This window comes from Cytobacillus sp. IB215665, from assembly GCF_033963835.1.
GTDB lineage: Bacteria > Bacillota > Bacilli > Bacillales > SM2101 > Nanhaiella.
Window position 1 is genome coordinate 338,449 of record NZ_JAXBME010000001.1, and the last position, 19,612, is coordinate 358,060.

The window sequence follows — 19,612 nt, forward strand, 5'->3', positions numbered from 1 at the left end:
TGAGGACAGTGATTACCTTTCGTCTCCGTCTTTTTTACATACTCAATATGACCAAGTATAAAAAGTTTATAGCCGACGCTAACTTTATTCGTTAAGCTGTCTGCTATAGAAAGGGTGTAATTCGTGGGGAAAAAACTATCTTTATGGATATTGATGCTTTGCTTCTCTACATTTTTCCTAGGTGCGCAAGTTAGTGCAGAGTCTGATCTTATTGCGACAAATAACTCAGAGCCTTTGACACAGGTTGATCCTGAAGATCCACCTGAGGACGAGGGAGAAGAACCATCGGACGAGGATACAGATGATTCGGTTGATGAGGAAGAGGAAGAAAGTAATGAAGAATCTGATGAGGAAAACGAAGAAGGTTCCGATGAAGAAACAGCAGAAAATGAAGAAGAAAATGTAGAAGGTTCTGATGAGGAAGAGCCAAGTAATGATGAAGAATCGGAAGAAAATAGTGATGATGAGAATGCAGATGAAGAAGAAACTGAAGAGGATCAAACGGATGTAAATGAAGATCCAGAAAATGAAGAGGAACCTTCTGATCAGGAAAACAATGAACAGTCCGATGATTTTGATCAGCCAACACTTGAAGATTTTGTTGGTCAAGAGCAAGTGTTTATCGATATTAATAATGAACATTGGGCTATGCCAAACATTCATTACTTAGTATCACTAGGAATAATATCAGGCTATACTTTAGAAAATGACGATAAGCAATTTTTGCCGGAAAACAACGTAACCCGAGCGCAGGCAGCGAAAATGATTATTGAAGCGTTAGGGGAAAGTCAACTTGAGGTAGCAGAGGCAACTTTTACTGATGTACCAACGAATCACTGGGCATCAGGCTATATCGAAAAGGCTGTGCAGTTAGGTGTCATTTCAGGATACGGTGATAAATATCAACCGAATGACACGTTGAAAAGATCACAGATGAGTAAGATTATTACAGAGGCTTTTTCTCTACAGCAAACACAAGCAGCGCAACAAATCGATGCAGTATTTACAGACGTAGACGCTAATTATTGGGCATCTGGTTACATATCTGCATTGTATTATCAAGGAATTTCAAACGGAAGTAATAATCAATTTAAACCAGAAAAAGCTGTATCAAGAGCTGAGTTTTCAGTGTTCTTATCGAGAACATTAAATGATAACTTTCGAATGAATGTACCGAAGCCAGCTTCAGAGCCTGAAAGTGAAACTGGAGAGCTAAAGGGAGTCGTTACTGTTGACACGACGTTAAATGTTCGACAGTCGCCGTCAACAGAAAGTGAAGTGGTTGGCAAGCTGTTGAATGGAGACATTGTTGATGTAATGGACTTAAACGGTAACTGGGCACATATTCAATTTAACAATGAAAATGGATATGTACACAAAACATATTTGAAGCTTCTATCAACAGATAAAAATAATATGATTGAAGGTCGCATTATCGTCATTGATGCTGGACACGGTGGAGAGGATCCAGGGACGTCTGGCCATAATGAACAAGAAAAGAATATAAATCTTAAAGTTGCTAAATTAGTTGAGCAAAGACTTGACGAATTGGGAGCTCATGTCGTTATGACGAGAGATGGTGATACGAAGCTAGAGCTTCAGGATCGTGTTGATATAGCGAAAGAAAATTATGCAGATATATTTGTTAGTATTCACTCGAATTCGGCGTCCAATGAAGATGCAAATGGTACTGAAACTTACTATGATACTTCTACGAATGAAAATGGAGCGGAAAGTAAATTATTAGCTAGTGCTATACAATCTGAAATTGTGAAAATTGTTGGGTCGGCTGATCGTGGTATTAAGGATAATGAATTATATGTAATTAAGCATAATGATATCCCGAGTGTTCTCGTTGAGCTAGGTTTTCTCTCTAACGAAATCGATGCTGCATTACTGCTAGATGATAATGTTTTAGTGAAGTATGCAGACGGAATTGTTTCAGGAATTCAGTTATATTATCAACTATTTTAATATCAACATAGCAACGAGCTGTTTAGCTCGTTGTTTTCTTTAGGCTCTTTTCTTTAGGGTAGCAAAATGAGGGTAGCTTGTGATATACGAACGTATTATAAGGCTGTATACAGACTGTTATTAATATAGTATCAAGCTACATACGACCTAAAAATATTAAGTAGAACGAGATTTAATTATATACGTGACGATATTATTGGAAGACATAGCATTAATTCGAAAACAGCCGACAAGGTGAACGGGTATTTATAGTGTTTATATTACGAAAAATAACAATTAATGCATATATTCGACAATCAATGTGTTAGTTTAAAAAAAATCCCTATGCACCTAGGTTTGGACATATCTATTCTTGTACGCAGAACTAGTAGATATAACCTTATTCAGTAGACCAACAGTTTTATTATGACATATGTATGGTATAATATTCGTGGTATTTTTAATAAGAAAAGGACGAATAGACATGAAAATTGGGATTGTGGGTAATTATGGGAATAATAATAACGGGGATGAAGCGATCCTGTTAGGAATTATTCAACAATTAACGACACATTTTGATGTAAATAGACAAGATATTACGGTCTTTAGTGATAACCCGGATTTTACAAAGCAAAAATATGGGACGCAAGCAGCCTCTCTTTATTATAAAAAAGGGTCTGCTGTTAAAACGTTATTACATACCGTGAAACATAATCGGAAAGTAATGAAAGGGTTAGATGTTGTCATTATTGGTGGTGGCGGCATTTTGATGGACTTATACAAGCGTGAAGCACCGTTGTTTGGAACGTACGGCTTGTTAGGGCGGTTTTATGGGGCTAAAGTGATTGTGTACGGCTGTGGAGTAGGCCCGTTGAATACGTCGATTGGTAGATTATTTATTAGACTACTTACGAGAGCTGCTGATAGTGTATCGGTGCGTGATCCTCAGTCAAAGGAGTTACTAAGGAAAATTGGTGTTAAAAAGGACATCGATGTCATAGGTGACCCTGCATTTTCAATCACTCCTGAAAAAACACACAAAAGTAGTGAGAAGGTAAAAAAAATTGGTGTAACGAGCTTGCCATATTATAACTTGAAATATTGGCCAGAAGCTAATGATGAAAAATATGAAATGTATGTAAATGGGATGGCTCAAAATTTAGATGCGCTTATTGAAGAAAAAGGAGTAGATATTACTTTCTTTTCTACAAAATTTCCACAAGATGTATGGATGACGCAGGAAATTTATAATCGGATGAAATATAAAGATCATGCTACTGTCATTGATGAGCATTTGCAACCACATCAACTGATTAATATATGTGCAGAGCAGGATGTTGTTATTGGAACGAGACTTCATTCAATTATCTTTTCATATCTTGTAGAAACACCTTCCATAGGCGTTGCGTATCATCATAAGGTTGAGCATTTTATGAAGATGATTGACCAAGAAAATGCTTGTATTCCAATAGATAATTTATCATCGAAGGATACGATATTTTTGTCATCGGTTAATGAAATGGAACAGAACTGGAAACAAACAGAATCAGTTGTTAAGAAAATATCCGTTCAATTAAAGGAGAAAGCAGCACAAGGGTTAAAGCAATTTCATATGTTGCCGAGAAAAGAGGGTAAATAGCATGAAGAAAAAAGTACTTGTACTAAGTAATATGTACCCTAATGATGACGGCATAACTTTCGGTATCTTTGTGAAGAATCAGGTGGAAGCACTGAGGAAGCAAGGATTAAACGTAGATGTCATTGCGATTAATGACCCAAGTAATCACAAAGTGAACGTCATAACAAAATATTGTAAGTGGTTGTTGCAAGCGTTGTGGACTTTACTGACAAAAGGAAGATCATATGATGTGGTCCATGCACATTATGTTTTTCCAACAGGGCTTATAGGTCTGTTATTTCAAAAAATTCACCGTACGCCATTAATTGTTACTGCACATGGCGGTGATATAGATCGCATGGCTAAGAAGAATCCACGCATTCGAAGGTGGACTCAAAAAATATTACAACGTGCTAATCATGTAATTGCTGTTGGACAAGGACTATATGATGAGATACACGAGCAATATGGAATTGAGAAGGACAAACTGTCGATCGTTAACATGGGCGTCAACAGGAAAGTCTTTGTCCCATACGAGAAACAAGCTATCCGACAACAACTTGGTTTGAAAGAACATGAACGCCCACTTATATTTGTCGGCAATATCATTCGTGAAAAAGGGCTTATCGAACTGATTGAAGCATTTGCTTTATTAAAAAAAGAACATAAGGATGCAGTTTTGTATGTAATTGGTCCAAGTCGGAACGAAAACTTTATGAATGAGTTACAACAGAAGGCTAATGAACTACAGGCAGCTGATATAAAATTTCTTGGTGCATTGACACAGCAGGAACTTGCTAAGTGGATGTCAGCTGGAGAGGTTTTTGTCTTACCATCTCATATGGAAGGGTTCGGTCTTGTAGCAGTTGAAGCGATGTCTTGTCACACTCCTGTAGTAGGTAGTGATGTTGGAGGTTTATCGTATTTGCTAGCAAATCAACATGGGATATTAGTGCAGCCACAAAATGCAGATGCGCTTTATGAAGGAATTAATGCAGTTATAAGTGATGAACAACTTAAACAGCAATTAATTAGCAATGGTGAGAAACGTGCAGAAGAAAATGACGAAGATACTCTTATCGATAAGCTAATAAGCATTTATCATAAAGGATGAAAGACATGAAGAATCAACTTTTTAAAGCGATTGGAATCGTTACGATTATTAATATTGTTGCTAGGCTTATTGGTTTTGCTAAAGACGCGGTAGTAGGTATGTTATTTAGCAAAACAGAAGCAGATGCTATATTTTTTGCCTATACGATTCCAAACCTCATTTACCTAGTTGTTGGTGGTGCAATAACAACAGCGTTTATTTCAATTTATAGCAAATTACCGACGAAAGAAGAAAAAACGAAATTTCTAAATATCGTATTTTCTTATATGACGGTTATTTTTATTGCTTTAACTATATTGTTAATGATATTTGTCGATCCAATCCTTAAATTATCCTTTAGGCAGCTTTCTAGTGAAAGCTTTGAAATAACAAAAAATCTTTATTTATGGATGACTCCATCTACCGTTTTATTAGTACTATCAATATGGCTAAGTGGAGTATTAAATGTTCATAATCGATTTAGTTTATCGACATTTTCAACGTTACTATATAATTTAGTATTTTTAATATTTGGAGTGGCACTTGTTCCGATACTCAGCTTTTATTCATATGGGTTTGGTGCGTTACTCGGTGCAGTTTTTATGATTTTAGTGCTTATATACGGAATAAAAAAAGAAAAGATCCAATTTCGTTTTCAATTTGCATATACAAATGAAATGAAACGATTAGTCAATATGACAGTTCCACTTATTCTAGGAGGGGCAGCACTACAATTTTACATTTTCATTCAACGTATTTATGCTGCACGGTTCCCTGAATTTGATGGGTTAACGACACTGTTGAATAATGCTTCCAAGCTTACACAGTTCCCTCAAGCTGTATTAATGACAGCTGTTACGACAGTTATTTATCCGTTGCTGTCTAAAAAGGTAGCAGCGAATGAGATGGATCAAATAGAAAGCTTATATCAAAGGGGCTTACGAGTCCTTAGGTTGATGTTATTACCGATCACAGTGTTTGTCTATTTTTACGCACAAGATATTGTAACGATCGTTTTTGAATATGGAAAATTAACAGCAGATGACACAATATTGACGGCTCCACTCGTGCAAATATTAGCTATTTCTATGTATGCTCTCGCATCAAGCGCATACGTAACGAGATTTTTCTATGCGATGGAAAATACATTTTTACCCGTTTTAATTAACGTTATTTCCGTATTTGGTGTAACAGTTCTCGCAACAAATATTCTTATCGACTATGAAGGCACCAATGCTATCGCCTGGGGAACGACAATAAGTGCTATCTCTAACTACATTTTACTTGTAATGTTTGGACGCTTTATCCTACGCTTAAAAGTATATGAAAAAGATATGAAACAATTAGGGAAGACGTGGCTTTTCATTTTAGTCTTAGGTACAGTTACATACGTATCTTCTTTATTGCTCTCATTTGCTTCTTCTTTCTTCAATGTAGCAATGGGATTAGTGATATTTGTAATCGTAGGTGCACTTCTTATGAAGTTATTGAAATTTCCTGAGCTTGAAATATTTACGCGTTACTTAAGAAGTAAGAGAAATAAGCAAGTTGCTGAATAATTGTGACGGGGGAGGGTAGCAGGATGCTTCATAAAAAAGGATTTTTATTATGTACCATTACCGGCTTATTAATCACGTCTGCTTGTTCACAGGAGCAAAAAACATATGCAGGTAAAAATAACGAAGTAGCAACAGCAGAGTGGACTGATCAAGAGCTAGGTGAAGTGACTGCAACTACACAAAGTGTAGAAGATAAAGTTACTATACTTGAGCAAGAAGTAGCAGACCTTTTAAATAGTTCAGAACAACCAATTGAACAGCCGGTTTTCAATGATGTGCAAACCGATTATTGGGCTTTTGGAGAAATTATGAAATTGTATAATGAAGGAATTATTTCAGGCTATCCAGATGAACAACTCTTTAAACCGGAAAATACAATTACTAGGGCACAAGCAGCAAAGATGATCGTCATAGCACTTGACCTCCCACTATCTGAAACACCGTCTATTTTCCATGATGTAGAGTCCGGTAATTGGGCAGAACAGTTAATTATGACTGCTTATGAACATGGGCTGATTGACGGTAACAACGGTTCATTTATGCCAAATGAACCAATGCAAAGAAAGCATATGGCTGTTGCATTACAAAAAGGTTTTTCTTTACAGCCACTAGATGTTGGTTTTACAGAATATGTGGATGTAAAGAATGATAACAGTGATAGTGACATATATGAAGCAGTAAAGATTGTTACCCAGCACGGCATAGCAACAGGAAGCGCTGGTTATTTTAAGCCAGATGAGCCAACGAAACGCTCTCAGTTTTCTGCTTTTCTTGTACGAGCATTGGAAAAGAATTAAACAATTTGTGGTTTTCATAAATAGTAGTAAATACACAACAGGTGAAAATTTGAAACAATATAGGGAAACATAAAGGAGACTTACGATTCGTAAGTCTCCTTGTTTATGTTTATGAAAGTGTTTAAGCGTTCATATTATCACTTAACTTCTATTCCTGTGTAATAATGCTTTAATATTTGGTCATATGTATAGCCTGCTGAAGCCATGCTTCGTGCACCCCACTGGCTCATACCTAGACCATGACCCCACCCGTCACCAGTAAATTGATACGCTTGAATAGATGTTGGATGAAGAGTTGTAGCCGTTTTAGTCTTTAATGTAATGTTGTCGTCAACGATTGTCTCTGTCGTATTGTCTGCTGTTTGCAACTCATAGCCGTAAAGGTTATCTACATTAGTCGTTGAGCCATCTGCAAGCATAATTTTTGCAGATGCATCACCAGTAACCGTAAATTTGGTGCTCTTTAAGTACTCTCCAAAGATGGTGCGGAATCCATCAGAAGAGCTTGTATATGCAGGCTTTAATGAAATGGAAGATCTAGTATTTGATTGATTGTCATATACAATGGCTTCCATTTGTTGTACTGCACCAGCTATGCTTCTTTCAGTTACTGTTAATGAAAGTAAGGTGTTCTGTGCACCACCAAATAGGCTGTTAGTAATGGTTGTAGCAGGTATGCTCATGCTCCAACCATAATGAGTGTTATCTGAGTGTTGATCAAATGAATCCTCTACAGCTCGAATATAAGGTATAGGATTTGACCAAACATCTTCACTATTTTCAGTATAACCACCACTACTAGAGTGGAAAAATGCCTGAATCGGTTCGTTGTTATATGTTGCATATATGCCATTTGTTTCAGCAATTGCTTGATTAGTCGTTGGTGCTTCGTTCGTTTTACCACCATAAACCTGACTAGCAACAGTCATGTTTAAATATTCTGATGTTTGCATTTGCGAGAACGCATAACTACGTGCTGCTACAGCTTGTGCTTTAAGAGCTTCAATTGGCCAATAAGATGGCATCTCACTCGGTACAACACCTTTGATGTAATCTTCAATATGTAATGTGTTAACTAAGTTAGGTGCTTCGTCTGTTAGCTGAGGTGTAATTGAAAACGAACCACGATACAGTACAGGCTTCGGTCCAGAACCTGTTTGAATGTTAGATATTTCTACAGCATTTTGGTCATTTTGTTCTACTTCATATAGTCCAAATCCAGAACTCGATTCGTATGAGTCACCATTAGTTGTAGCATGGACTATACCATTCTGTTTCTGGAAAATAATGTCTGTATCGTAAGGGAGAGTCGATTGATCATCTAGGTTTACAAAATGATATGACCCAAAAATTTTTGCTGAAAATGTTTTTTCTGGTAACAATTTCACCTTAATACTCGTCTCATAGAGTGGAGGTGATATACCGGCTGTCCCAGACCCAGCAGAGATGGTTGGGAGAAGAGCAATGAACATGATTGACATTATAGTGATAGCGAATTTTTTCATCGTTTTTACACCCTATCGTTATGAGTTATTTTCAAGCTTGTTTTTTAATTGATCTACTTGATCTTCAAGCTCTGTCACTCTTTGTTCTAGGTTTTCTACCTTCTCACTCAATGGATTAATTTTTGACAAAACCCATTCTACACTTGCAATGACAGGCTCTGTATTAGCAGCAGTCTTAACTGTAAATATTGATAGTGCAAGCATACTAGTTACACAGATTGTTAAAATCGATTTCTTAGAGAATTTCATTTTTTATTTCCTCCTAGTAGATAATGGTCAAAAAATGAAAGATTTGCACGAATATTATTATAGCAAAGAATTGAGGACCTGAGTTTCACTATTTTTAGTGAATGTTATAAAAATAGCAGTAAACTGTTAAAAATAGTTGCTTAGTATTCTATTTATCTTGTAAAGTAGTTATGATATAATGCAATTTGTATAACTAGAAAAAAAGATAGAAAATATACTTAAATTTAGAATTAATTGTAATTTTTTATGTAAAAAAAGAAGATAGTTTTGAATGAAATTGGGCAACATATATTACTAAGGAGGGTCTACATGATTTATTTGACCTCATTGATTTGTTTAATAATCTCCATATTGATTACGCCACTTGTCAAGAAATTTGCGTATAAAATTGGAGCAACAGATCGTCCGAATCAGCGCAAAGTACATCAAAAAATCATGCCGCGTTTAGGTGGCTTAGCGATATATATAAGTTTTCTAATCGGTGTGTTGATTTTACGACCTCAAGATGAATTTCAATTAGCTATACTTATCGGTAGTGCAATTATTATCCTCACAGGAGTATTAGATGATGTATTTGAATTGTCTGCGAAGATAAAATTAGGTGGACAGTTATTAGCTGCCGGTGTTGTTGTATTAGGTGGTGTACAAGTTGAATTCATCAACTTACCATTCGGTGGTGAATTAGAATTTGGATGGTTCAGTATCCCGTTAACAATACTTTGGATTGTCGGCATCACGAATGCCATTAACTTAATCGATGGTCTTGATGGTCTAGCTGCAGGAGTATCTGCTATCGCCTTGATTACAATTACTGGAATGGCAATGATTAAAGGGGATATATTTGTTGTTAGTATTGGGTTAATTATGCTAGGAAGTATTTTAGGCTTTCTATTCTATAATTTCCATCCGGCAAAAATATTTATGGGTGATACAGGAGCGTTATTCCTTGGTTATATGATAGCTGTTCTATCACTACTAGGATTTAAAAACGTTACATTTATCTCCTTGATTGTGCCAATCATTGTGTTAGGTGTACCGATTTCAGATACATTCTTTGCGATCATTCGTCGAATCGTAAATAAAAAACCGTTATCTGCACCTGATAAATCACACTTACATCATTGCTTGTTACGACTAGGATATAGTCACAGACAAACAGTTCTTGTTATTTACGGTATTAGTGCCATGTTTGGAGTTGCTGCTGTTATTTTCTCACAAGTAACGATATGGTATGCACTCGTCATTATTTCAGTGCTATTACTTGTTGTGGAACTATTCGTTGAAAAGATCGGCTTAATTGGTGAAAATTATCGTCCACTAATTAATTTCATTCGCGGCATTTTATATGCACCGAATGTAAAAAAATAATTAATAATAAAGTAGAGGATGACTATGATCTAACCCGATGGGCATGATCATAGTCATCCTCTTTTTTGGCTTATTTTATAAAGACTGTTTTCATTCATAGGTTCGAATTTTTAACATTATTTATCTTGTCTATTTTTATTAAAAAAGCAACTAAGCTTACGAAAAGAGCAGACCTAAACAAGTGAAAATAAAACAGCTCTACTCGTCGAATATGGACGAGTAGAGCTGTGTATCTTAATTATTATCAGACGATTGTTGCTCGTTGTTTACAACTGAATCATTTGTAGTATTATCTGCGTTCACATTCAAATGTGTTTTTAATTCTTGCTTAATATTTTCTAATTGCTGATCATCTAGATCATAATAATAAATACCGTCAATCATTGCATTACTACCTTGTAATTGGAGATTATCAATTGTAAAGCTTGATGTCGCATAATCATAGAAAGAAATCATCTCGTCAAAGGTTAAGTTTGTTTTAATGTTATTACCAAGTGCTTCGATGATTGCACTATATTTTGTAACTGAACCTAATGAAGCTGCTTTTTCAGCAATTGCTTTCATTACGAGCTGCTGGCGTTCACCGCGCTTTAAGTCAGAGTCAATTTTTCTCGTTCGAGCTAAAGCAAGTGCTTCTTCACCGTTAAGTGTTTGTAGCCCTTGTTCAAGATAAATTGCACCTTTACGATCTTGACTGTCTTGCTCAGAAAACGTAATTGGAACATCGACTTCAATACCATCAAGTGCGTCAACTAAATCAACGAATGCGTTGAAATTTAATTTTACAAAGTAATCAACTGGAATATCAAGTAAGTTCTCGACTGTTTCAACCGCACCGTCAGTTCCACCGAAAGCATGTGCATGATTTATTTTGTCATTATATCCTACTGAAGGGATATAAACATATGAATCTCTCGGAATACTTAATAGTTTTACAGACTTTTCTTCCTCGTTAAATGTAGCTAGTAATAAAGCATCTGTTCTACTATTACCACTACCTCTTGCTTCACTATCATCTACACCCATAAATAGAATTGAAATATTATCTGCTTTTGGGTGTACGACTTCTTCGCGTTTTTCTGATTTTTCGCCTCTGACTAATTCTTCATTGGCCTCATTAGCAGCTGATTGTGCTTGGTTTAATAAAATTGAACCGTATGTTGATACGCCTAATATAATCACTAATAATGGGATAGTAAAAAGATATATTATTCTTCTTCGCTTCTTTTTGCGATGCTTTAACTTAAGATAGCGTCTATCATTATTCATAGCATTCTACTCCTTTAAGTTATAAAGATTGTTCGAATGGGCACAAACAAAGTCTAGAAAAAGAGCCACTATATAAAATAATCGTGGCTACTGTTGATTTCAAAAAAAGTATAACAGCTTCCATTGTACCTTTTTTTTAAAGTCTCGTAAATGGGGAAAATTAGTAACATGTAAAGCTAATATTATTCATAGCCAACTAACATGTCATACTTCTAGGTGCTGTTAGTGGCTATATGTTGTTCCGACTGGTTGCCCAAAACGTAAGCCACTATATTTAGTATAACATGTTAGTGGTTGGTTCTAATATCCAATATTTAGGATATGGTTTGAACGTTGAAATAAATCATTGGTCGTTATCCGAGCTATCGCTGCTAGGAGACTCATTGTCTTCTAGATGATCCTGCAGTTCTTTTTTTACTTCTTCTAAATAAGCTTCATCTAATTCAAAAATATATGCTGCTCCAGCTGTTGAATCGTACCCTTGTAGCTGAAGTGTCTCGATCGTAAGATTAGACGAGGCATATTTGTATAATGAAGTGATTTCAGAAAAAGTAGTAAAATTATGCTTTAAGTTGTCTCCAAGTGCTTCAATCATCGTCCCATATTTCGTAATTGAACCGAGTGAAGCGGCTTTATCAATAATCGCCTCAATAATAAGCTGTTGACGTTTACCACGTTCAAAATCATTATCAAGCTTCCTTACTCGTGCTAAGGCAAGTGCTTCCTCACCAGTTAATGTTTGCAGGCCTTTTTCTATATAAATGCTATTAAGTCGATCCTGACTATCTTGTTCAGAAAATGTGATAGGGACATCAACTTCAATACCACCAAGTGCGTCAACAATGGCAACAAATGCATTAAAATCTAATTTAATATAACGGTCAATCGGTAGATCAAGAAGCTGTGAAACAGTTTCAATCGTTGCTTGAGTGCCGCCATTATGAGAATGTGTGATTTTGTCTTTCCTATCCTTATATGGAATATATACATAGGAATCACGTGGGATGTGTAAAAGCTTCACAGATTTTTTTTCTTCATTAAATGTAGCAAGAAGTAATGCATCTACATTATTTGCATCCACCCTCGTTTCACTATTCTCTATGCCCATAATTAACAACGAAAAGTTATCTTTTTTCTTTATATCCGTTTCTTGTACTGGTGGAGTAGATGTATCCTCATTAGTTGGAACATCTCGTGAATTTTCGAATGCGTTTTGAGCTTTTATATATAAATTTGCACCATAAGCAGTGGCAGCTATGATGATAATGAGCACTGGAATGATGAAATAAATAAGTCTTTTACGTCGTTTTGGTTTAACCTTTTCAGATTTATTGTCCTGATTGTCTTTCATTCCCTCACCCTTCTTCGTTTCGTATGATTGCTCATATTATAACGGTCTCCTCTAAATATGTGCTTATGCCCTCAGAGATGACAGCTTTACCATTCGTTAAATCTGTCATCCATTCTATAAATTGTTGCTTTTGATCTTCTTCTACATATACCTCAATATCAACATCTTCTAAATAGTGAATTTCCTTTAGCTTGTATATTGAAGACCGCAACTCATTTTCAAGCTTGCCAAGCCAATTATAATCAATTTTAGTGTGCATAACACGCATCAGCGTTCTTTCGACAATACCCGTCGCTTGAAGCCCCTCCGATACTGCTTTTCCATAAGCTCTAACAAGTCCCCCTGCACCAAGCTTAATTCCACCAAAATAACGAGTGACAACGACGACGGTATCTTTTAGGCCCTTCTTCTTCAGCACTTCAAGCATCGGTACACCTGCTGTGCCACTAGGCTCGCCATCATCGTTTGCTTTTTGAATCTGATCTCTTTCACCAATTAAGTATGCAGAACAATTATGAGAAGCATTCCAATGCTGCTTCTTAATATCTTGTATATATTGTTGCGCTTCTCCATCATCGGTTACTCGCTTTACGTGACAGATAAAGCGGGATTTTTGAATCGTAATTTCATGTTCTCCATTTCCCTTTACGGTATAATACTTTTGTAACAAACTGAAAACCCTCCTGATTATGCCTTCTCATGCTAACTTATATATTAATTTTAGGCTATTTTCGCATTAATGTTGTTTCAAACTAGCGCTTACGGTTATCCTCTACTCCAAAGATTGACAGCCCCATTTAGTAACATTATTTTAATAAAGAGCCTGATTTTATGTAGCGCTTTCGTCAACAAGCCACTATATTCATTATAAAACGACAACAATTTCACAGCAAATAACTGTGTCCAATTCATGCAAAGAAAAACAGCATATCAAATAATTGGTGAACAGGAATATTTTACTATACATTTTCCAATTTGTATAAATTTTATTAAGAAATGTAGCCAAAAAAAGCGAATGTTGTCGTTTGTTAAATGGGACAATATACTTGTTTACTCCATGATATAATGGGAAGTAAGAGGCCTTTTACAACACAATTTGACATTGTGTATACATAAATTGCTAATTTAATGATCAAAAGTCCTGAAAAGTAAATGTGGTGGTTTACTTATCGGACGAGAGTATGAGGTTACAAGTTGATTGCTTCGTTGACCCCTACTTCAACAATGGGACTTTTCAATCAGTGGCGTATACGTTCCACCTACCCATTGCTCAAGCTCTATGAATGAGTTTGCATAAGAAACAAAAAGACCATGCTAATTACATCCCATGGCAAAATATAGGTCATCCCTACTTATATTATTTGACAAGGAGGCACAATGACAAAGAAAATTGACACCAAAGCACTAGACAAAATACTAGAAAGAATGATTGAAACTGTCGATAATAGTAAAGGCGAAATTTTTCGAATAAGTGAGCAATCTAGAACGGAGTATGAAAAATTAGTCGAAGAATTATCTAATACGCGTGTTCTTGTAAACGAAGTGATTGAAGATGGAGACAAGTTAGACACACATGAAAAGTTCGCAAGACAACGCTTAGTTGAGGTAAGTAAGCATTTCGAGAAGTATAGTGAAAGTCAGGTTCGTGAGGCCTACGAACAAGCACATGCGTTACAGATGAACCTTTCCATGATTCGTGAACGTGAAAAGCAGCTTAGAGATCGTCGTGATGATCTAGAGAGAAGAATATTAAACTTAAGAGAAACGATTGAACGAGCCGATCACCTTATAGGGCAAATTACTGTTGTTCTACATTATTTACATAGTGATTTTCGTCAAGTAGGTGAAATTTTAGAAGACGCCATCCAAAAGCAAGATTTCGGATTAAGGATCATCGAAGGGCAGGAGGAAGAGCGGAAACGGTTATCACGTGAAATTCATGATGGACCAGCTCAAATGCTTGCAAATGTCATGATGAGATCCGAGTTAATAGATCGCTTGTATCACGAACGTGGAGGCGAGGAAGCATTAAAGGAGATTCGCGACTTGCGAATAATGGTTCGCTCAACTCTTTATGAGGTTAGAAGAATTATTTATGACCTACGACCTATGGCTCTTGACGATTTAGGATTAGTACCTACCCTTAAAAAATACTTATCAACAGTCGAAGAGTATAATAATAATGCAAAGATTGTATTTACTAGTATTGGCAAAGATAACAGACTACCAACTCGTTTAGAAGTCGCGCTCTTTCGTCTAGCACAAGAATCTGTTCAAAATGCGATAAAGCACGCGGAACCAACTAAAATTCAAGTGAAAATTGAGATTAGAGCAAAAGATGTTATACTGATCATTAAAGATGACGGCAAAGGCTTTAATATTGATCATAAAAAGGAAAATGCATTTGGGCTAATTGGAATGAAAGAACGCGTAGACCTGCTAGAAGGAGAAATGTCGGTTGATTCCAAAATCGGTGGAGGCACGCTTATAATGATTAGGATTCCAGTTACGAATTAATCAGCTCACAAATATGGGGAGGATTACGATGAAGACAAAAATAGTAATTATAGATGATCATCAATTATTTCGCGAAGGTGTAAAAAGGATTTTGGATTTTGAAGATAGCTTTGAAGTAGTAGCCGAAGGAAGCGATGGTAATGAAGCTTTATCACTCGTAGAAACATATAATCCAGACGTTGTCTTAATGGATATAAATATGCCAATCGTAAATGGTGTAGAAGCAACAAAGCTACTTACCGAGGAAAAAACTGAAGCAAAGGTAATTATCCTATCGATTCATGATGATGAAAGCTATGTTATGCACGCTTTAAAAACTGGCGCACGCGGCTATTTATTAAAGGAAATGGATGCTGATGCACTTGTTGAAGCTGTGAAAGTGGTTGCTGACGGAGGATCATATTTACATCCGAAGGTGACGCATAACCTCGTTAATGAATTTCGCCGTTTAGCTGAAGGTGGACAATCAAGTATGGTTAGTACATTGCAGAAAACAGAAATTCGCCGTCCATTACATATACTTACTAGACGTGAATGCGAAGTGCTTCAATTATTAGCAGACGGGAAAAGCAATCGTGGAGTTGGTGAAGCGTTGTTTATTAGTGAAAAAACCGTTAAAAACCACGTTAGTAATATTTTACAAAAAATGAATGTAAATGATCGTACACAAGCCGTTGTCGTTGCCATTAAAAATGGATGGGTTGAAGTCCGTTAACGAAAAGATTGTTGAGTGCATTCTTAAAGGTACACCTTTATTTGTTATCCTGCGAATTTGAGGCTGCGAAATACATATTAACAAACAGGGTTATACTCCAATTACTTAAGTGGAATTGGAGTTTCCGGCGGTATCCACTTGTGAAACTAGCTTGAGTGTAAGTGCTGTGCAGCGCTTCTTTTTCAATTAATAAAATGTAACCCCTTTCATTAAAGGGTGTTTCGTACTATGACATCACTCAACGAAACAAATTGTAGGAAGTTCATTGAAGAGTTCCTGAATGGCGCACTTGTATGGTGACATGACTCTATAATTTTGTTATTTATTGTAAAATTGACGCAAGTTCTGTCAAGGTAAAGGTGCCTTCTGTGCAATGTTTTCTTCTTTGTACGAAAAATCACAAAGGTAGCCTGGGAGAAAAATTAATGTTTTCGCTACATTTTAGCTTATAATTCATGTAAAATACATTATGCAATGATTATTTATTTCATAATCAAATTTTTAACAGTATTGATAAGGATGGGTTAATGTAATGAAAACGGCAATCTTAACTGATAGTACGGCATATATCCCTAAGAAAACACGTGACAATCTGCATATATCAATGATCCCACTCGTTGTTAATTTTAAGAATGAATCATTTGAAGAAGAGATTGAAATTACAACAGATCAGTTTTATGAAAAGGTTCGCCAAAACGATGAGCTCCCAACAACTTCACAGCCATCTATCGGTTTATTTGTGGAAAAGTTTGAACAACTAGCTCACGATTTTGATGCGGTCATTAGCATTCACCTTTCCAGTGGAATAAGCGGAACATATCAAGGTGCAGTCGCAGCTGGAGAAATGGTTGACAATATTAAAGTATTTACATTTGATTCCGAAATTAGCTGTATGATGCAAGGTTTCTATGCTATTGAAGCAGCTCAAATGGCTAATGAGGGAAAATCACCTAACGACATCATAGCTAGACTAAATGAAATGAAGAAAACATTGAAGGCATATTTTATGGTCGATGATTTGTCTCACCTCCAACGTGGGGGACGCTTAAGCAGTGCTCAAGCGATGATTGGCAGCCTATTACAAGTAAAGCCAATTCTTCATTTTGTAGATAAAATGATTGTACCGTCCGAAAAGATCCGTACGAGAAAAAAAGCACTCCAGCGTATAATCGAACTTTTTGAACAAGAAGCCGAAAAGGGTCTGCCTATGAAAGCAGTATTAATACATTCAAATCGTCAACAAGAGGTTGAAAAGCTGCAAGATCAGCTTGAACAGAAATTCCCTCATGTTGAATTTAGCATCAGTTACTTTGGTCCGGTGATTGGCACACATCTTGGAGAAGGTGCCATAGGATTTGGCTGGTATATAAAATAATGATTTTGATACATGCGTTGCAGGTACACTATCTGCAACGCTGTTTTGTTATATTGAGGTGTATTTAAGCAATTGATGAGATATCACGATTTCAAGTAAATGAACTTTGTTAGGTTTAGTTGAGAGAAACAGGATCGACCAATAAGATGGAGCTGTTGGACAGTAAACCGTAGTATTTCGACAGTAAGAAGTCGAGTTTGGACAGTAAAAGAGCGTTTTTGGACAGAAAGAGGTCGAGTTTGGACAGTAAAGGAGCGTTTTTGGACAGAAAGAGGTCGAGTTTGGACAGTAAAGTAGCGTATTTGGACAGAAAGAGGTCGAGTTTGGACAGTAAAGTAGCACTTTTGGACAGAAAGATGTTGAGTTTGGACAGTAAAGTAGCGTATTTGGACAGAAAGAGGTCGAGTTTGGACAGTAAAGTAGCACTTTTGGACAGAAAGATGTTGAGTTTGGACAGTAAAGTAGCGTATTTGGACAGAAAGAGGTCGAGTTTGGACAGTAAAGTAGCACTTTTCGACAGTAAAACCATAAATTTGGACAATAGACCAATCAGACAATAAAATAAAAAATCTAGTCAGTAAAACAGCAGGCTAAGCTCAAATTAAAGATCTATACTGAAACGTATATATTTTCCAACATTAAGAGGACTACAGTGAAAAATGTCGAATAACTTACTTGTCAAAAAATATACAATAAGGAGGAATATATGCGCTTTTTAAGTAAACAGGGACTCCTTATCCCCGAACCCCTTGTCCAACCCCTGAATCATGAACGAGCTAGATCAATTCGACATGCCACAGCCATTCACACCCCGACCTTAAACACTTCCTTCAATTACTCAAAAGAATTGCAGCAGCTATTAGCAGGAAAACAAACGCTTCTATGTGCTATCACTCACCCGGTTGAACAAATTTACGAGCATTATAAGAATGGATATGTATCATATACAAAAGGAATTGCTGAACAGAGAGGTTTATCTACTTGCGCGAGGTGCGGGAATAACGACAAGCATCTTTTCGGTGAATTTGACTGTGCTCGCTGTCAAGAGTCGTGCACGTATTGCAGAAAGTGTATACAGCTAGGGCGTATAAGTACGTGCACTGCACTTATTCATTGGCTCGGTCCTATCAATACAAGTGTCATAAAAAACCCACTACAATGGACTGGCACATTATCGAAGGGGCAACAAGTGGCTTCACAACGTGTTGTACAAGCAGTAACAAACAATAAAGACCTACTCGTCTGGGCTGTATGTGGTGCTGGCAAAACGGAGGTTTTATTTCATGGGATTGAAGCAGCATTACGAGCAGGAAAAAGTGTATGTATTGCAACACCACGTACAGATGTAGTGTTAGAGCTTGCTCCTCGTATGCGATCAGCCTTTCCACAGGTCGAAGTCATCGCTCTCTACGGAGGAAGTGAAGATCGCGGGAAAATAGCACCTATCACAATTACTACTACTCATCAACTGCATCGATATTATCAAGCCTTCGATATTGTCATTATTGATGAAGTCGATGCTTTTCCGTACTCTATTGATCCGATGCTCCAATATGCAGTCCTACAAGCAAAAAAACTTACCTCTCCAACGATTTATTTAACCGCAACTCCATCAAAAAAATGGCAACGAGAAATAGCATCCAATAGGCGTGATGCCGTTACAATCCCAGCCCGTTATCATGGCTTTTCATTGCCACTTCCTACATTTCAATCGTGTGGAGACTGGCGTAAGTTGTTACAGAAAAAACGTCTACCAAAACCTGTGCTCGCATGGTTGCTAAACCACCTCACTGAAAATAAGCAAGCGCTACTATTTGTCCCTCACATTGAAGCTTTATCGACAGTTGTCGAATTATTAAAACGTCACCATTCGAAAATTGAAGGCGTTCACGCAAATGATGTGACACGTAAAGAAAAGGTGTCTGCATTTCGTGACGGTAGCATACCTATTCTCATCACAACCACCATATTAGAGCGTGGAATCACAATACCTAATATTAATGTTGCGGTGCTAGGTGCTGAGGATCGAATATTTACTGAGAGCGCATTAGTGCAAATTGCAGGACGGGTCGGTCGTAGTGCCAAGCATCCAACTGGTGAAATCCGCCTATTTCATTTCGGTAAAACAAAGGCGATGCTTCATGCAAAACGGCATATAGCGTATATGAATGCTGAAGGTGAAAGGATGGGGCTGCTTCATAGGGGATAATTTTTTGCCAGGTTATTAAAACTAAATTGCCATT

General features: G+C 36.7%; 15 protein-coding genes. 10 read left to right on the forward strand and 5 right to left on the reverse strand.

Features of this window, described 5'->3' with window-relative positions; genetic code table 11:
- Positions 1-123 precede the first annotated feature (123 nt).
- The 5 genes from SLH52_RS01375 (at position 124) to SLH52_RS01395 (ending at position 7,020) form a co-directional block, all read left to right on the forward strand.
- A complete protein-coding gene (locus tag SLH52_RS01375; protein WP_320207512.1) occupies positions 124-1,974 on the forward strand; it encodes an N-acetylmuramoyl-L-alanine amidase in 1,851 nt (616 codons plus the stop codon).
- A 463-nt stretch (positions 1,975-2,437) separates the two neighbouring features.
- Complete coding sequence (locus SLH52_RS01380) at positions 2,438-3,592, forward strand: polysaccharide pyruvyl transferase family protein (RefSeq protein ID WP_320207513.1); 1,155 nt, start codon at positions 2,438-2,440, stop codon at positions 3,590-3,592.
- Position 3,593: 1 nt separating this feature from the next.
- The gene (locus SLH52_RS01385; RefSeq protein WP_320207514.1) at positions 3,594-4,685 is read left to right on the forward strand and encodes a glycosyltransferase family 4 protein; all 1,092 of its coding nucleotides are present in this window, start codon (positions 3,594-3,596) and stop codon (positions 4,683-4,685) included.
- Between the two features lie 5 nt (positions 4,686-4,690).
- Positions 4,691-6,223 (forward strand): murein biosynthesis integral membrane protein MurJ, encoded by a 1,533-nt coding sequence (gene murJ / locus SLH52_RS01390; protein WP_320207515.1) that lies wholly within the window; start codon positions 4,691-4,693, stop codon positions 6,221-6,223.
- A 23-nt stretch (positions 6,224-6,246) separates the two neighbouring features.
- A complete protein-coding gene (locus SLH52_RS01395) occupies positions 6,247-7,020 on the forward strand; it encodes an S-layer homology domain-containing protein (RefSeq protein WP_320207516.1) in 774 nt (257 codons plus the stop codon).
- A 137-nt stretch (positions 7,021-7,157) separates the two neighbouring features.
- Here SLH52_RS01395 and SLH52_RS01400 read toward each other — a convergent pair whose 3' ends face one another.
- On the reverse strand, positions 7,158-8,525 hold the full coding sequence (locus SLH52_RS01400) for a SpoIID/LytB domain-containing protein (protein WP_320207517.1): 1,368 nt from the start codon (positions 8,523-8,525) through the stop codon (positions 7,158-7,160).
- 18 nt (positions 8,526-8,543) lie between these two features.
- Complete coding sequence (locus SLH52_RS01405) at positions 8,544-8,774, reverse strand: hypothetical protein (RefSeq protein WP_320207518.1); 231 nt, start codon at positions 8,772-8,774, stop codon at positions 8,544-8,546.
- 309 nt (positions 8,775-9,083) lie between these two features.
- Here SLH52_RS01405 and SLH52_RS01410 point away from each other — a divergent pair, with 309 nt between their 5' ends.
- Complete coding sequence (locus SLH52_RS01410; protein ID WP_320207519.1) at positions 9,084-10,142, forward strand: MraY family glycosyltransferase; 1,059 nt, start codon at positions 9,084-9,086, stop codon at positions 10,140-10,142.
- 234 nt (positions 10,143-10,376) lie between these two features.
- Here the strand turns inward: SLH52_RS01410 and SLH52_RS01415 are convergent, their stop codons facing one another.
- The 3 genes from SLH52_RS01415 to SLH52_RS01425 form a co-directional block, all read right to left on the reverse strand.
- Positions 10,377-11,411, reverse strand: a complete 1,035-nt coding sequence (locus SLH52_RS01415; RefSeq protein ID WP_320207520.1) for an LCP family protein — start codon at positions 11,409-11,411, stop codon at positions 10,377-10,379.
- A 343-nt stretch (positions 11,412-11,754) separates the two neighbouring features.
- Entirely contained in the window at positions 11,755-12,762 is a 1,008-nt protein-coding gene (locus tag SLH52_RS01420; RefSeq protein ID WP_320207521.1) for an LCP family protein, read from the reverse strand.
- 31 nt (positions 12,763-12,793) lie between these two features.
- Complete coding sequence (locus tag SLH52_RS01425) at positions 12,794-13,432, reverse strand: YigZ family protein (RefSeq protein WP_320207522.1); 639 nt, start codon at positions 13,430-13,432, stop codon at positions 12,794-12,796.
- Between the two features lie 707 nt (positions 13,433-14,139).
- On the opposite strand from SLH52_RS01425, the gene SLH52_RS01430 reads away from it, so the two are divergent.
- From SLH52_RS01430 to SLH52_RS01445, 4 genes are all read left to right on the forward strand, one after another.
- Positions 14,140-15,279 carry a sensor histidine kinase gene (locus SLH52_RS01430; RefSeq protein WP_320207523.1) on the forward strand — a complete coding sequence of 380 codons (1,140 nt, stop codon included), beginning with the start codon at positions 14,140-14,142 and terminating at the stop codon, positions 15,277-15,279.
- Positions 15,280-15,307: 28 nt separating this feature from the next.
- A complete protein-coding gene (locus SLH52_RS01435) occupies positions 15,308-15,994 on the forward strand; it encodes a response regulator transcription factor (protein WP_320207524.1) in 687 nt (228 codons plus the stop codon).
- Positions 15,995-16,526: 532 nt separating this feature from the next.
- Positions 16,527-17,369: a DegV family protein gene (locus SLH52_RS01440; RefSeq protein ID WP_320207525.1), complete on the forward strand. Its 843-nt coding sequence runs from the start codon at positions 16,527-16,529 to the stop codon at positions 17,367-17,369.
- Positions 17,370-18,075: 706 nt separating this feature from the next.
- Positions 18,076-19,578 carry a DEAD/DEAH box helicase gene (locus SLH52_RS01445; protein ID WP_320207526.1) on the forward strand — a complete coding sequence of 501 codons (1,503 nt, stop codon included), beginning with the start codon at positions 18,076-18,078 and terminating at the stop codon, positions 19,576-19,578.
- Positions 19,579-19,612: the final 34 nt, after the last annotated feature.